Here is a 15,607-nt window from a genome sequence, read left to right as displayed (position 1 = left end):
TGCTCCTCAGTAAACCGGTTCGGCCGGGAACCCTTCGGCCCGCATTTTCTTCAGCAGGGCCTGCCAGCGCGACAGGCGCTTGGTATCGCCGACCTTCCTGTTGCCCGACGAACCCGTGAGCCACAGGCCTTCACCGTTGAAGGCATATACCGGCAACAGGTCCTGGCGCTGGTTGGCAGGCTCGATGGCCTCCATCAGGCTGTCGAGGACCAGCGGCATGGCCTCAGCGCTTGAATAATAGGTCAGGACCATGTGCGCGCGGTTCTGGCGCAAGGCTTTGACGTAGGTGATCCGCAGCTTCTCGCTGGGTATGCCCATGCGGCGCAGGCTGAAGTACTTGGCGATGGCATAGTCCTCGCAGTCTCCGGCGCCTTTGATCAGCGACTGGATCGGCGTGGCCCAGTAGTCGACTTCGTGCCAGAGGTCGATGTCCTCTGTGTAGCGCAGTTGCTGGTTGAAGAACTGGTTGACCGCCCACAGGCGCTCCAGATCGTTCCCCCCCTTGTGCGTAGCCATGAGGTTCTGCCAGGCATCGATACGCGCCTGCCCTTCGCCCAATGGGCCATAGAGCGATTGCGCGCGCCGGCTGATTTGGGAAAAGTCCCAGTCCGCGTGCAAACCACCCAGCAAGAGGCAGCCCAGCAGCACGGCTAGACCGAGACGACACACGGTCACTTGGAGCATCCAATGAATCACCACTGTGATGAGCCCGCGCAGCCCCGTGGAAAACCCGATGTTGCGCACTGCCAGGGGAAAAGACAATGACACTTTGCAATCATGGAAGCCGATGACTGGCCAACCCGCAATGGTCCACGCGCTTCTCCTCACCCTCGACTTCGTTCACGATCTATCCGCGACGTGACAAAATGTCTGTTTGACAATTACCGGTCCTAGTTACTAGGGTTATTGGATCCAATAATACGTTCCAACATCATCAGGGCAGACTTTCGCGTGGCCGTAAAAACCAAACTCTTGAGCGCTGTACTGGGCAGTGAGCAGGTCCCGCCGCACCTTGCACGCAGCGTGATCGAAGAGCGGGTGCGCAGTGCAATCCTCGATGGCCGTCTACCCCCTGGCACGGCCCTGAGGCAGCAGGAGCTGGCCACCCTGTTTGGCGTCAGCCGCATGCCAGTGCGTGAGGCGCTGCGTCAGCTCGAAGCGCAGTCTCTGTTGGAAGTGGTGATGCACAAGGGGGCGGTGGTCGCACCACTGATAGGGGAAGATGCGGTCGACACTTATGCCCTGCGGATACTTCTCGAATCCGAGGCCCTGCGCCAGTCGATTCCCCTGCTGGACGCTGACGACATTGCCCAGGCCCGCGGCTATATCAGCCTGTTGGAGCACGAAACCCGACACGCCGAGATCGGTCGTCTCAACCGCCTGTTTCACATGAGCCTCTACCGCAAGGCGCCAAACCAGAAGCTGCTGCGTCTGATCGAGAACGAACTCAACGAGGAAGAGCGCTTCCTGCGCTTTCACCTCTCCTCGATGGGCCTGGGCAAGCTGACCCAGGACGACCACAACGCACTGGTCGATGCGGCAAGCGACAAACTGGTGGACGAGGCCGTCAAGGTACTGGAGCGCCACCTGAGCAATGCCGCAGTGGCGATCAGGAGCTATCTGGACAAGCAGTCGGCAAGGTGAATTCATTGGCGCCCATATGGCCTATGAAGTAACACACCTGACAGAGGCGTTGTACCGGCGCAAACACCTCACTTATTTGTTTCTACTTGCGACAGGCGCTTTCGAAGCTGGACTCAAGGTGCAGCCGCCCCATTCCTTGCAACGGATACTGGGTTGGCACACGTTTACCGGCCGCACACTGGAGCTGACCAGGCTGACGCCGATGCCCTTCATATGAACCAACGGCTGATGGGAACCTTCAATACCCCTGCCTTGCTGAGCCTCTGAACTGCCCCCGCAGCAGGCGCTCCAATGATGCCGATTTCTGCCAGCACATGGCGGCGCCCGTCTTTTGGGCACACTCTTAGCCCCGCAACGACCGCTGATCGCCTCCGGGCGGGCCTGGTCGGCTGCTTGTCAAAAACCCAATGGAAGGAGCCTGCCAACGGGCAAGGACCGATGTCGATCAGCTGCCCCTGAATAGCCGAATACCCCAATTACCGTTCACCAGTGCTCCGAGTGAGGCATTCACTCCTTCGTTGTTTTTTCTGATAGTTACTTATCGGAAGGAGTATCTGTTTTTAAATAAAACTGCTCAATAAAGTTTTAAAAGCACACTTCACACCCAAAAAACATGCAACTAAAAAAACAATAAAAAAGTCATTGCAGCCAACTTCCAAACTGTTCTAGTTTTTAAACGCCAGCCGCACTCACGCTGCGACATGCACATTTCCAGCATTCGCACACTGGCGCCTGGCCGCCCGTAATCCTCAAACACATCGAGGTTTCCATCGAGGTCGCTGCTCGACCACAAGAAACTTCGGATACAACCGTGCGGACGAAAACAACCCGAACTCAGCCCATAACGGAAATCGACATGAGCACATTGAAGAGCACACTTTCAGCAAAGAAGCTGGAGCTTTCCCGGCACCCGGTATTTACCGAGATCGATTCGCTACCGGTTCTTCGCCAATTCATGGAAACCCATGTATTCGCCGTCTGGGATTTCATGTCGCTGACCAAGCGCTTGCAACAAGAACTGACTTGCGTGCAGTTACCTTGGCTGCCACCTGCCGACCCCGCGGCCGCTCGCCTGATCAACGAGATCGTCCTGGGTGAAGAAACCGATGACCGCCTGGAGCATGGCCATTACAGCCATTTCGAGCTGTACCTGGATGCCATGCGCGAGGTCGGCGCCAGCACCCGCGCCATCGAACAGTTCGTCAACCTGCAGCAGCAAGGCGTGGACTACGCCAGCGCCCTGGATCGTGCTGGCGCCAGTGAGGCAGCACGGCATTTCGTCTGCGAGACCCTGCAAGTGGCGCTCGATGAACCGGCGCACCGTGTCGCCGCAGCCTTTCTGCATGGCCGCGAAAGCGTGATTCCACTGATGTTCCAGCAAATCCTCGACGCCTGGGGAATCGGTGCCGAGCAGGCGCCGACCTTCCGCTACTACCTGCAACGACACATCGAAGTCGACGCCGAGGACCACGGCCCGGCCGCGGAGCAACTCTTGGCGCGCTTAGTCAACCATGACCCGGTGCGCGAACAGGAGGTGTACCAGGCCGCCATCGCCGCCGTGGACAGCCGCATGGCCCTGTGGGACCGCCTGCGCGCGGCCCTGCAGGCACAAGTCGCCGAGGTCACCCCATGAACGCCAGCGATTACCGTTCATTCGCCGACGCCTGGGAAGAGCGCGCCACCATCCGCACCCGGCCTCGCCGCATGGTCGAAGACGATCAGCGGTTGATCTACCCACTCAGCCGCCAACCGCTGGTGCTCGGCGCGACCTTCCAGCGTGAGTGCCCGCACTTGCGCGACTTCGTACTGGTGCAGAGCCTCTACAAGTTCATCAATGACGTGGTGATCTTCGAGACCGAAATCGTCGACCGCACCGCCCGGCGGATCGCCAAGGACCGCTTCGCCGTGCGCTTCCCCTTTGCCTGCCGCTATGACGCCATGACCGTGGTAGTGGACGAGGATTACCACGCCCTGGTGGCCATGGACTTCCTGCAACAGACCATCGCCCTGACTGGCATCCAGCCGATCGCCTTGCCGGACGAGATCGAGCTCAGCCGGGCGATTCCCACCGCCCTCGCGCAAGTACCGGAAGCCCTGCGCGATGCGTTGGAGCTGATCTGCGTGGGCATTGCCGAAAACACCCTGACCGACGACGTCGCGGCCTTTGCCCGGGACGACTCGGTCAAGCCCTCGGTTAAAGGCCTGATGGCTGACCATCTGCTCGATGAAGGGCGCCACTCCAGCTTCTGGGCACGCCTGACGCGCATCTACTGGCAAGCGGCGGCGCAGGACGAACGTGCGGCTATCGCCCGTGTCCTGCCGGTGTTCCTCGGCCAGTACCTGACCAACGACATCCAGCAGGCCTTTGACGCCACCCTGATCCAGGCGCTGCCGGTGGCCGACTCCGTGCGCCATGCACTGCGGGAGGAGGTCCAGGGGCTGGCCTACCCGATCAACCATCAGCACCCACTACTGGGCAACATCCTGCGCTTCTTGCGCAGCAGCTCGATGCTCGAATCAGCCTGCATACAGGACGCGCTGAGCGACTACCTGCCCTGAGGAGACCACCATGAGACGCCTCGACATCCTGCTGGTGGGCAGCAGTCCTGCCCTGGACCTGCTCTACCAGATGCTCGATGAGCACGGCCACGGTGTGGCTCACGCCCGGTGCCGCGAGACTCAGCAACAACTGTTGCCCCCTGCCCGACACCTGGTGATCGAAGACGGCAGCCTGGACTTGCCCGCCAGCGACTGGCGCTCGCTGGCAGATACGCCTCTGCTGAGCCTGCGCCTTGGCGCCAGCACCGCCGATGACACGACCCTGCCCACGTTGGAAGCCCTGTGCTGGTACGGCAATGCGAGTGCCCAGCGCCTGATCGAACGCGTGCCCGTCGAAGTGTCAGCTTCGGGCAACGGCCAGCAATTGCGCCATAACGCCGTGCAGGCCTTGCGCGACCTGCTGGCCCAGCTGGTCACTCGCTTTGCGCGCAATCCGCAGTACCTGCAACAGCGACCGGCTGTGAGCCCCGGCGCCCAGGAACGTGAATGGGCTCTGGATTGGCTGGAGCCCTTGGCCTGGCGGCATCCGTTCAACCAGACAGCCCGGCCACACCTGCGGGAACAGGCCAATACCTGCCTGGTGGAGCGCCTGGAGCAGAGCCTGCGGACATTCGCCGGGCAACCGGCGCTCAATCTGGATGGGCAGCGCCTGGACTACAGGCAATTGCACGCCCTGGCCGCCGCTATCCAGCGTGTCCTCCTGCCGCTGCTACCGGACACTGGCGGTAGCGTGCCGGTGGTCGCCGTGTGCGTGGGTAAATCACCTGCGCTCTACGCCAGCCTGCTGGCGGTGCTTGGCTGTGCGGCCGTCTACCTGCCCCTGGACCCGGCCACCCCGGCCGAGCGCTGCCAGCGCATCCTCGACGACGCCGGCGCCGGCGCCTGCGTCCTGCTGCATGACGGCCAGCCCAGTCCGGGCCTGCCAGCCGTGGACCTGCGCCAGCTGCTACCGGCCGAGGCTGGACTGCAGCCCAGCCTACGGCAGCACCCGGCCAGGTCCGATGCCCCTTGCGTGGCCATCTACACCTCCGGCACGACCGGGACACCCAAGGGCGTGTTGCTCAGCCGGCACAACCTCAGTCATTTCGTGGCCTGGTACACCGAGCATGTCGCACTGAACAACCACAGCCGGGTGCTGCAGTTCTCCACCATCGGCTTCGACGCCTCCCTGCTCGACATCCTGCCGACCTTCGCCTGTGGCGCCGAATTGGTGATCCCCAGCGAGAACCAGCGCCGCGATCCACAGCAACTGGTGGCGCTGATCCACCGCCAGGAGGTCAGCCATGCGTTCCTGCCGCCGGCCTTGCTGAGCGTCCTGCCGCGTGACGAACACCTGGGCCTGCGCCACCTGGTCACCGGAGGGGATGTCTGCGAACCAGAGGTCATCGCCCGCCTGGCCAACCAGTGCCAGATGCACAACATCTATGGCCCGACCGAAACCACGGTGCTGGCCACCACCCGGGTGTTCGCCCAGGGTGACAGCAACCGCAACATCGGCAGGCCGATTGCCAACAGCCAAGTGCTGATCCTCGACCAGCACCTGCAACCGGTACCCGAACAGACGCCAGGAGAGCTGTACATCGCAGGGCCAGGCGTCGGGCTCGGCTACCTGAACAATCCACAATTGACCGCAGAGCGCTTCATCGACCTAACGTTACCGGATGGGCAATCCCTTCGTGCCTACCGCACGGGGGATATCGGCAAGTGGACGGAGGATGGCCTCGAACTCTGCGGACGCCGGGACAACCAGGTGAAGATCCGCGGTTTCCGGGTCGAGCCGGAGGAAATCGAGCACTGCTTGCGCAGCAGCCGGCTGTTCGCCCAGGTGGCCGTGGTCATCGATGCCCAACGGCGGGTCCTGGCATTCGTCGCCCAGCCTAGCCAGACCGATGCGCAAGCAGCCTTGCGCCGTTATGCCGAACAGCAGTTGCCCGACTACATGCGCCCCAGCCTCTACCAAGTGCTGGCGCAGATGCCTTGCACGGTCAACGGCAAAGTCGACCGTCAGGCCCTGCTGGCGAGGCCGCTGGAGCGGCTGCCAGCGGCCCGACGTGTAGTGCCCGCCACGGCTACGGAGCGACACCTGTGCACGCTCTGGGGTGAACTGCTGGAGCTGCCGGAGACGGACATCTCCAGCGATGACAGCTTCTTCAACCTCGGAGGCCATTCGATCCTGCTGTCGCGCCTGTTGCTGGAAGTTCGCCAGCAATTCGGCCGCGGCGTGGCAATCAACCGCTTCATCGAACAGCCGACCCTGCAGCGCTTGGCCACCCTGCTCGACGGTACCGGCGACGAGCTGGAAACACCCCTGGCTAGATTGGAGCAGGACGCCAATCGTGACCTGAGCCTGACCGTGCTGCCCCTCGACCGCCTGGGCGATGTGCACAAGGTGATCGTCACTGGCGCCAACAGCTTCCTCGGTGTGCATCTGGTCGAGGCGTTGCTGGATTGGGGGGCCAGCGAGGTAGCCTGCCTGGTTCGGCGCAGCGCCACCCAGAGCGCCGCCGAACGATTCAACCAGGCTGTGGCGGACAACCGCCTGGAGATCGACCAGAGCCGGGTGCGGGTATTCGACGCCGACCTGCGCCTGCCACGCCTGGGCCTGGCAGCGTCGGACTACGACTATCTGGACCGCGAATATGGCGCGCTGCTGCACAACGCCGCCCAGGTCAACCATGTGCTGGACTACCAGGCTCTCGCCGCCGACAACATCGAACCGTTGTTCGAATGCCTGCGCCTGTGCGAAGGCCAGCGCAAGAAGATCTTCAATTTCGTCTCGACCTTATCGGCCTGCAGCGCCGTGGATCCTGAAGGGCGGGTGCTCGAACAGGACCCAGTAGCGACGCCCCCCATCTACATCCGCAACGGCTACAACCTGAGCAAATGGGCCGGCGAACGCATCCTTCAGCGTGCCCGCGGCCAGGGGGTGTGGGTCAACCTGTTCCGCCCCGGGAACATCACGTTCGACAGCCGCAACGGTGTCTGCCAACCCCAGCGCAATCGCCTGATGCTGATGCTCAAAGGCTCGCTGCAACTGGGCCAGGTGCCAGACCTGGAGATCGACTTCGACCTGATGCCGGTGGACTTCCTCGCCCGCTTCATCGCCTTCCACGCCAGTCGGCACCTGCCTGGGCAGAACGTCTTCAACCTGCACAACCCTGAGCCGCTGCGCTGGCGTGACTACCTGGCGGCCTTCCGCGAGCAAGGGCATGCCTTCGAGCTGGTCAGTGTCGAGCAATGGCAACGCATGCTCGGGCGGGTCGACCGCGACAACGCCCTGTTCGACGTCCTGGGGTTCTACCTGGACGGCTTCGAGGAGGACATCGGCGACATCTCCACCATCGCACATGGCAATGCCCGTGCCGGAGTCGAGCGCATGGGAACCCACTACCCCGCCAAGACCCCGGAGCTACTGCAGCGCGGCTGCCGGTACCTGAGCGACATCGGTTTCATCTGAATGTTTTTATCCACAGAGGAGCGTCAAAACATGCAAGCACTCAAACCCGATACCCTGGTCCGCAACCCCGAAGGCTGTCAGGTGGTGTCCAGCGTCGAGATTCCCGCCACGGCCACCAGCGTATGGAACATCGTCGGTAACTTCGCTGGTTTCCCGGTATTCATCCCGGCCCTAGCCCATATCGACATGACCGGCAGCGGCGTGCGCTCGGTGCGCAAGAAACTGTTCAAAGACGGCAATGTGGTCATCGAACAGCTCAATTCCCGTGACGAACAGGCCATGACCATGACCTGGAGCCTGATCTACACCAGCCTGAACATCGGCAACCTGTGGGCGGCCATGCAGGTCGAGGCCATCGACGCCACACACAGCCGTGCCACCTGGACCATCCAGGCCGAACCTTGGGAAGGCGGCGCCGAGGCCATGCCCGGATTCCAGGCGTTCCTGCAGGGCTTTGCCGATGAAGCGATGAGCAACGTGCGCAACCTACTGAGCTAGGCCTCCTGGGGCAGCCAGACTCCGCAGGTTCAGTGTCGCCTCAGATATTGGGGCATGTGGTTGGGGCAAGCGATGTATTGCTTGTCCCGGCCCATTCTCGGGACTCGATGCAAGAGCTCACTGAACAGTTGCAAAATATTCCCAGCCCGCAAACAATGAGACTAATTATCATTTATACCCTTTAACCACAGCGCACCGTCATGCCCTCTCAAGACTCCGTGCATACGCTCTACAGTCATCACCACGGCTGGCTGCACAGTTGGCTGCGCAGCAAGCTGGGTAACTCCGCCGATGCCGCGGACCTGGCCCAGGACACCTTCGTGCGCCTGTTGCAGCGACGTGAACATCCGGAGCTCACTGCGCCTCGGGCATTTCTGCGCACCGTCGCCCGTGGCTTGGTCATCGACCACTGGCGTCGAGAGGAGCTGCACCGCGCCTACCTCGAAGCCCTGGCTCATCTGCCGGAAGCCGAGGCCCCTTCTACGGAAACCCGCGAAGTGTTGCTGGAGCTGCTCGAGCGTATCGCGCAGATGCTCGATGGCCTCAAGCCCAAAGTGCGCCGTGCCTTTCTGCTGGCCCAATGCGAGGGGCTGACTCACAAGGCTATCGCCGAGCAGATGGGCATTTCTCTGCGCTCCGTGGAACGCTACGTGGCCGACGCGCTTTACCATTGCTACCTGCTGCGCTACGAAGGCGAACCCTGATCCGATGAGCACCAGCAACCCCGCGCCACCGGTGGTCAAGCAGGCCATCCACTGGATGCTCAAGCTGCGCGAAAACGGCAACAACGCCAAGCTGCGACAGCAGTGCGAACAGTGGCGCAGCGCCCATCACGACCACGAGCTGGCCTGGCAGCGGGTCCAGGGCCTGCACCAAGAACTCAACCTGCGCGCCATCCCCGGTGCCGGCGTGGCCCTGCAAACCCTTGAGACCAGCCAGCAACGCCTGCACCGCCGCCAAGCTTTGAAACTGCTCGGCACCTTCACCCTACTCGGGTCGGCCGCATGGCTGGGCAAGGACCTGGATACCATCAGCGCCTGGACCTCGGACTACGCCACCGGCACCGGCGAACGGCGCAGCTTCCGCCTGCCGGACGGTTCACTGTTGCAACTCAATACCCACAGCGCCGTGGACCTGGCCTTCAATGAGCGGCAACGGCTCATCCGCCTCAAGCATGGAGAGATGATGCTCACCTGCAGTGAAGCCCCGGGCAACGGCCACCCCCTGCTGGTGCAGACCCGTGATGCCTTGCTCGAAGGCTTCAGCCGACGCTTTGTGGTCCGCCAGGACACCGACTGTACGCAGGTCAGCGTCAACCAGGGCAAGGTGGCCATCCACCAGCCTGGCAATGGCCTGCTGCAATGGATAGGTGAAGGTCAGGCCTACCGCCTGGATGCCAGCGGCGTGCATCTACGGGAACAGACCAATATGGATGCTGGGGCCTGGACCGAGGGGTTGATCGTTACCCGCGACATGCGCCTGAGGGACTTCCTCTCCGAGGTAGGCCGTTACCGCCACGGTTACCTCGGATGCAGCGACGAGATCGCCAACCTGCGGCTGTCTGGGGTGTTCCGCCTGGAGGACACCGACAAACTGCTGCAGTTGCTACCGCAGACCTTGCCGGTCAGGATCAGCTACCGCACCCGCTGGTGGGTCCGCCTGGAACGGCTGGCCTGACTCTTTTTAGCCCAGCGCAGATTTTTTGGCGGGTTTTGCCTGTGAGTCCGGCTAGGACAGTAAGCGACTCCTTCTGCCCTTACCGACTCGACGGACCCTATCCATGCCCAGCGCATCACCCCAGCTGCTCCGCAACAAGAAGAATGATTTTCAACCTTCCTTAGATTCAGGACGCCTTGGCAAGGCAGTCCGCGCCGCCCTCCTCGGCACAGCGCTGGGGATGGGCAGCGTGCCGATGCTGGCTCATGCTGCTGAACCCGTTGGGGCAAGCCAGCAGTACTCGATCCCTGCCGGCAACCTGAACGATGTGCTCAACCAGTTTGCACGTCAGGCGGGGATCACGCTGTCGAGCACGCCGCAACTGACCGGCAATCTGCAATCCCCCGGCCTCAACGGCAACTACGCGCCGGACCAGGCTCTGCGCCAACTACTCAATGGCACGGGCCTCGAGGCGGTAAGCCAGGATGGCAGCAGCTATGTCCTGCGCCCCTTGTCCGAAGACGCAGCCCTTTCGCTGCCCAGCACCGATGTACGCGGCTTCACCCTCGGCAACGCCTTGGGCAGCACGGAGGGCTACAACGCTACTCACAGCCAGATCGCCACCAAGACCAGTACCGCGCTGGTGGAAACCTCGCAGTCGGTCTCGGTAGTTACCCGTCAACAGATGGACGACCAAGGCTCGCAGACCGTCGCCCAGGCCATGCGCTACACCCCAGGCGTGCTGACCAACCCCTATGGCGCGACCCACCGTTATGACTATGTGGCCATGCGCGGCTTCAACGATGGCTCTGTGGATAACATCTACCTGGATGGCCTCAAGTCCATGGGTGACAACGGGACCTACAGCACCATGCAGGTTGACCCATACTTCCTTGAGCGCATCGATGTCCTCAAGGGCCCCTCGTCGGTTCTGTATGGTCGCAGCTCGCCGGGTGGCTTGGTAGCACTGACCACCAAGAAGCCGCTGTTCGATCCCTTCCATCAGATCCAGGCCACGGTCGGCACCCAGGGCCAACGCGGAATGGGCTTTGACTTCAGCGGACCGCTGGATGACGACAAACGCATCGCCTACCGCCTGACCGGTCTCGCAGACTCTTCCGACACGCAGTTCGATCACACCAAGGAAGAACGCTACGCCATCGCGCCGGCCATCAGCATCGACTTCACAGAAGACACCTCGCTGACCCTGCAGGCCTACCTTCAGCACGACCCCAATGGCGGCTACCACGGCGGTAACCCTGCCGATGGCGCCCTGCACAAACGCAATGGCCTGCGCCTGTCCGACCACTTCTTCGAAGGTGAACCGGGGATCGACAACTATGAGCGTACCCAGCAATCGTTCAGCTACCAGTTCGAACATCGCTTCAACGATGTCTTCACTGCCCGCCAGAACTTCCGCTATCAGGACTCCGATGTGTCGATGGACCAGGTCTACTCGGCTGGTTGGGCCGATGCGACCAGCAATATCCTGAACCGCGCCTACACCGGCGGCGACGAGCGCCTGCATTCGTTCATCATCGACAACATGCTACAAGCCGAATTCTTCACCGGCTCCGCCAAGCACACCTTGCTGCTGGGTGCTGACTATCAACGGCGCAAGGCGGATGTGAGCTGGCGCTATGGCACAGTCGACCCGCTGGATGCTGGTAACCCGCAGTACGGCAATGGCAACCTGCAGGTGCTTGGGGAGAATAATTACCTGCGCCGCCTGCAACAGACCGGCGTTTACCTCCAGGACCTGATCGAACTGGACCAATGGCGCTTCTCGCTTGGCGTTCGCCAGGACTGGGTGAAGGTGTCCGAGGAAAATCGTGACACCGACACCCGCGTCAGCGACGACCGCACCAAGCTGACCGGGCGTGCCGGTGTCCTCTACCTCTTCGAGAACGGCATCGCGCCCTACATCAGCTATTCCGAGTCGTTCAATCCGAACACCGTTTCTGACCAGAGCGGTCGCCCGCTGGCCCCGACCGAGGGCACTCAGTGGGAAGCCGGTCTCAAATACCAGCCGCCGGGTACCGACAACCTCTTCACCGCATCGGTGTTCCGCATCGAACAGGAAAACCTCGCCTCCAAGCAGCCTGACGAAGACTTCTACCGTCCGGTCGGCCAGGTTCGCTCCCAAGGCCTGGAGCTGGAGGCCCATGTCCAGGTCAATGACAACCTGAAGCTGCTGGGTGGCTATACCTTCACCGATATCGAGTACTCCAAGACGATGCCCAGCCTGGTATCGGGCGACCTCGACAACAAGGGCAACTCGCCAACCCAGGCGCCGAAGCAGATGTTCTCCCTGTGGGCCGACTACAACTTCCACCAGGGTGCGCTCGATGGACTGCGCCTGGGTGGCGGCGTGCGCTATGTGGGGTACAGCTGGGTCGATGCGGAAAACAGCATGAAGGTGCCCTCCTACACCCTGTTCGATGCGTCAATCGGCTATGACCTGGGCAAGGTCGGGCTCAAGGGTGTCGACGTGCGCCTGAATGCCAACAACCTGACCAACGAAACCTACATCACCTCCTGTGCCAGCCTGAACTACTGCTACATGGGTGAAGAGCGCAATGTCAGCGCCACGGTCAGCTACCAGTTCTAAGTCTGCCAACGGCACCTACAAGGCCAGCCCCTGATTCCAGAGGCTGGCTTTTTCGTTTCTGGCGACTTTTCGTGGAGCCCTGAAAGATGCGTCAACTCTATGTCCTCCTGCACCGCTACCTGGGCCTAGTCACTGCAGTGTTCCTAGCCTTGGCAGGTCTCACCGGCAGTGTGCTGGCCTTTCACCACGAGCTCGATGAGTGGCTCAATCCTTCGTTCTACAACGCCCCCGCGGTAGGCGAGCGTCAGCAACCGGGCACGCTTGTGGATAAGTTACAGGCCGAGCATCCGCGCCTGCAGGCCTGGTACATGGAATATCCACAGGAGGCCGGGCACTCCGCGCTGCTGGCCATGGTGCCGCGCAATGACCCTGACAGCGGCGAGCCGTATGCAGAAAAGAACACAGTGTTCTACCTCGACCCGGTCAGCGGTGAGACGCTCGGGCAGCGTTATTGGGGCGAATGCTGCTTCAGCCGGGAGAACTTCATGCCATTCATCCTGGAACTGCATTACAGCCTCACCCTGCCGGGCAACTGGGGCATCCTGCTGATGGGCGTCGTAGCTATCCTCTGGGTACTGGATTGCTTCATCGCGGTGTTGCTGACCCTGCCACGAAGCCGGCCGTTCTGGCACAAGTGGGCGACAGCCTGGAAGATCAAGGGTGGCCACCCCTACCGCCTGAACATGGATATCCATAGGGCCAGTGGACTCTGGTTGTGGTTGTTGCTGCTGCCAGTGGCGATCAGCAGTGTCGCCATGAACCTGCCCGCCCAGGTGTTCAAGCCAGCCGTATCCCTCTTCTCACCCGTCGAGCCCAGCGTCTATGAGGCCCGTGGCACGATGCCCAAGGAAAAACTGGGAGAAACCCTGCTGACCTACCAACAGGCCTATCAGCGCGCGCAGGAGGAAGGCCGGAGGCTGGGCCTGACCGCACCTATCGGGGAGCTGTACTACAGCTTCGAGTACAACTTCTATGGCGCCGGTTTCGGCCAACACGATACCGATACCCATGGAAAGTCATGGTTGTTCTTCCATGGTACCGACGGACGCTTGCTGGGCCAGGAGATCGCCGGGCAAGGCACCTTGGGCGAACAGTTCTACCGCTTGCAGTTGCCTATTCATGGCGGGCGGATCATCGGCACCACCGGGCAGGTTCTGATTGCCGTGCTCGGTGTAGTGATCACGGTACTGTCCATCACTGGGGTGTATATCTGGTGGCGCAAGCTGCAGGCTCGGCGCAGTGGGCGGTTGCGCAAGGTGGGGCCTGATCGAGTTGGCTGATGGACTGCGTGCAACCCTACCCATAGCCCAGAAAGACAAAACCCCTGTCTGCAGCGCAGACAGGGGTTTTGGATTTGAATCTTGACGATGACCTACTCTCACATGGGGAAACCCCACACTACCATCGGCGATGCATCGTTTCACTGCTGAGTTCGGGATGGGATCAGGTGGTTCCAATGCTCTATGGTCGTCAAGAAATTCTATGTGCCGGACCGTCGGTTGGACGTGCCAGCGAATTCTTGATGCTTCTACTTAAAAGACAAAACCCCTACCTGCTCGCGCAGATAGGGGTTTTGCGAAATGAATCTTGACGATGACCTACTCTCACATGGGGAAACCCCACACTACCATCGGCGATGCATCGTTTCACTGCTGAGTTCGGGATGGGATCAGGTGGTTCCAATGCTCTATGGTCGTCAAGAAATTCTGTTACCAGAACGTCCTGTTGGACACTCCAGTCAATTCGGATATGTGCATTTGTGGTTTTGCGAATCTTCGGCTGTTGCGTCTTCACCACCGCCATCTGCGTCAGCAAATTGCTTGGGTGTTATATGGTCAAGCCTCACGGGCAATTAGTATCGGTTAGCTCAACGCCTCACAGCGCTTACACACCCGACCTATCAACGTCGTAGTCTTCGACGGCCCTTCAGGGAGCTCAAGGCTCCAGTGAGATCTCATCTTGAGGCAAGTTTCCCGCTTAGATGCTTTCAGCGGTTATCTCTTCCGAACATAGCTACCCGGCAATGCCACTGGCGTGACAACCGGAACACCAGAGGTTCGTCCACTCCGGTCCTCTCGTACTAGGAGCAGCCCCTCTCAAATCTCAAACGTCCACGGCAGATAGGGACCGAACTGTCTCACGACGTTCTAAACCCAGCTCGCGTACCACTTTAAATGGCGAACAGCCATACCCTTGGGACCGGCTTCAGCCCCAGGATGTGATGAGCCGACATCGAGGTGCCAAACACCGCCGTCGATATGAACTCTTGGGCGGTATCAGCCTGTTATCCCCGGAGTACCTTTTATCCGTTGAGCGATGGCCCTTCCATACAGAACCACCGGATCACTAAGACCTACTTTCGTACCTGCTCGACGTGTCTGTCTCGCAGTCAAGCGCGCTTTTGCCTTTATACTCTGCGACCGATTTCCGACCGGTCTGAGCGCACCTTCGTACTCCTCCGTTACTCTTTGGGAGGAGACCGCCCCAGTCAAACTACCCACCATACACTGTCCTCGATCCGGATGACGGACCTGAGTTAGAACCTCAAAGTTGCCAGGGTGGTATTTCAAGGATGGCTCCACGCGAACTGGCGTCCACGCTTCAAAGCCTCCCACCTATCCTACACAAGCAAATTCAAAGTCCAGTGCAAAGCTATAGTAAAGGTTCACGGGGTCTTTCCGTCTAGCCGCGGATACACTGCATCTTCACAGCGATTTCAATTTCACTGAGTCTCGGGTGGAGACAGCGCCGCCATCGTTACGCCATTCGTGCAGGTCGGAACTTACCCGACAAGGAATTTCGCTACCTTAGGACCGTTATAGTTACGGCCGCCGTTTACCGGGGCTTCGATCAAGAGCTTCGCGTTAGCTAACCCCATCAATTAACCTTCCGGCACCGGGCAGGCGTCACACCCTATACGTCCACTTTCGTGTTTGCAGAGTGCTGTGTTTTTAATAAACAGTCGCAGCGGCCTGGTATCTTCGACCGGCATGGGCTTACGGAGCAAGTCCTTCACCCTCACCGGCGCACCTTCTCCCGAAGTTACGGTGCCATTTTGCCTAGTTCCTTCACCCGAGTTCTCTCAAGCGCCTTGGTATTCTCTACCCAACCACCTGTGTCGGTTTGGGGTACGGTTCCCGGTTATCTGAAGCTTAGAAGCTTTTCTTGGAAGCATGGCATCA

10 protein-coding genes and 3 rRNA genes (1 of these 13 running past the window's edge) are annotated in these 15,607 nt (G+C 60.8%); 9 read left to right on the top strand and 4 right to left on the bottom strand.

Annotated features, from left to right (window positions below; all coding sequences use genetic code 11):
* Positions 1-6: 6 nt before the first annotated feature.
* Entirely contained in the window at positions 7-684 is a 678-nt protein-coding gene (lapG, locus tag ACYU03_RS00695; protein WP_461887621.1) for a cysteine protease LapG, read from the bottom strand.
* A gap of 267 nt (positions 685-951) precedes the next feature.
* Here lapG and ACYU03_RS00690 point away from each other — a divergent pair, with 267 nt between their 5' ends.
* From ACYU03_RS00690 to ACYU03_RS00650, 9 genes are all read left to right on the top strand, one after another.
* Entirely contained in the window at positions 952-1,644 is a 693-nt protein-coding gene (locus ACYU03_RS00690; RefSeq protein ID WP_461887619.1) for a GntR family transcriptional regulator, read from the top strand.
* A gap of 856 nt (positions 1,645-2,500) precedes the next feature.
* Positions 2,501-3,277, top strand: a complete 777-nt coding sequence (locus tag ACYU03_RS00685) for a DUF3050 domain-containing protein (protein ID WP_461887617.1) — start codon at positions 2,501-2,503, stop codon at positions 3,275-3,277.
* On the top strand, positions 3,274-4,203 hold the full coding sequence (locus tag ACYU03_RS00680; protein ID WP_461887616.1) for a diiron oxygenase: 930 nt from the start codon (positions 3,274-3,276) through the stop codon (positions 4,201-4,203). Before ACYU03_RS00685 ends, ACYU03_RS00680 begins: the two co-directional genes overlap by 4 nt.
* A 10-nt stretch (positions 4,204-4,213) precedes the next feature.
* Positions 4,214-7,660 (top strand): amino acid adenylation domain-containing protein, encoded by a 3,447-nt coding sequence (locus tag ACYU03_RS00675; protein WP_461887614.1) that lies wholly within the window; start codon positions 4,214-4,216, stop codon positions 7,658-7,660.
* A 30-nt stretch (positions 7,661-7,690) separates the two neighbouring features.
* Complete coding sequence (locus tag ACYU03_RS00670) at positions 7,691-8,158, top strand: SRPBCC family protein (protein ID WP_461887613.1); 468 nt, start codon at positions 7,691-7,693, stop codon at positions 8,156-8,158.
* A gap of 200 nt (positions 8,159-8,358) precedes the next feature.
* On the top strand, positions 8,359-8,862 hold the full coding sequence (locus ACYU03_RS00665) for a sigma-70 family RNA polymerase sigma factor (protein ID WP_461887611.1): 504 nt from the start codon (positions 8,359-8,361) through the stop codon (positions 8,860-8,862).
* Positions 8,863-8,866: 4 nt separating this feature from the next.
* A complete protein-coding gene (locus ACYU03_RS00660; protein ID WP_461887610.1) occupies positions 8,867-9,835 on the top strand; it encodes a FecR domain-containing protein in 969 nt (322 codons plus the stop codon).
* A 220-nt stretch (positions 9,836-10,055) separates the two neighbouring features.
* Entirely contained in the window at positions 10,056-12,425 is a 2,370-nt protein-coding gene (locus ACYU03_RS00655; protein WP_461887609.1) for a TonB-dependent siderophore receptor, read from the top strand.
* Between the two features lie 86 nt (positions 12,426-12,511).
* Complete coding sequence (locus ACYU03_RS00650; RefSeq protein ID WP_461887608.1) at positions 12,512-13,705, top strand: PepSY-associated TM helix domain-containing protein; 1,194 nt, start codon at positions 12,512-12,514, stop codon at positions 13,703-13,705.
* 79 nt (positions 13,706-13,784) lie between these two features.
* On the opposite strand, the gene rrf (ACYU03_RS00645) is transcribed toward ACYU03_RS00650, so the two are convergent.
* The 3 genes from rrf (ACYU03_RS00645) to ACYU03_RS00635 all read right to left on the bottom strand — a co-directional run.
* Positions 13,785-13,900 (bottom strand): 5S ribosomal RNA (gene rrf / locus ACYU03_RS00645).
* Between the two features lie 110 nt (positions 13,901-14,010).
* A 5S ribosomal RNA gene (gene rrf / locus ACYU03_RS00640) occupies positions 14,011-14,126 on the bottom strand.
* Positions 14,127-14,256: 130 nt separating this feature from the next.
* Positions 14,257-15,607: ribosomal RNA gene (locus ACYU03_RS00635) — 23S ribosomal RNA — on the bottom strand (it continues 1,539 nt past the right edge of the window).

The sequence above is a fragment of the Pseudomonas sp. X10 genome, from assembly GCF_054889225.1.
This window is presented reverse-complemented; position numbering and strand designations above follow the sequence as displayed.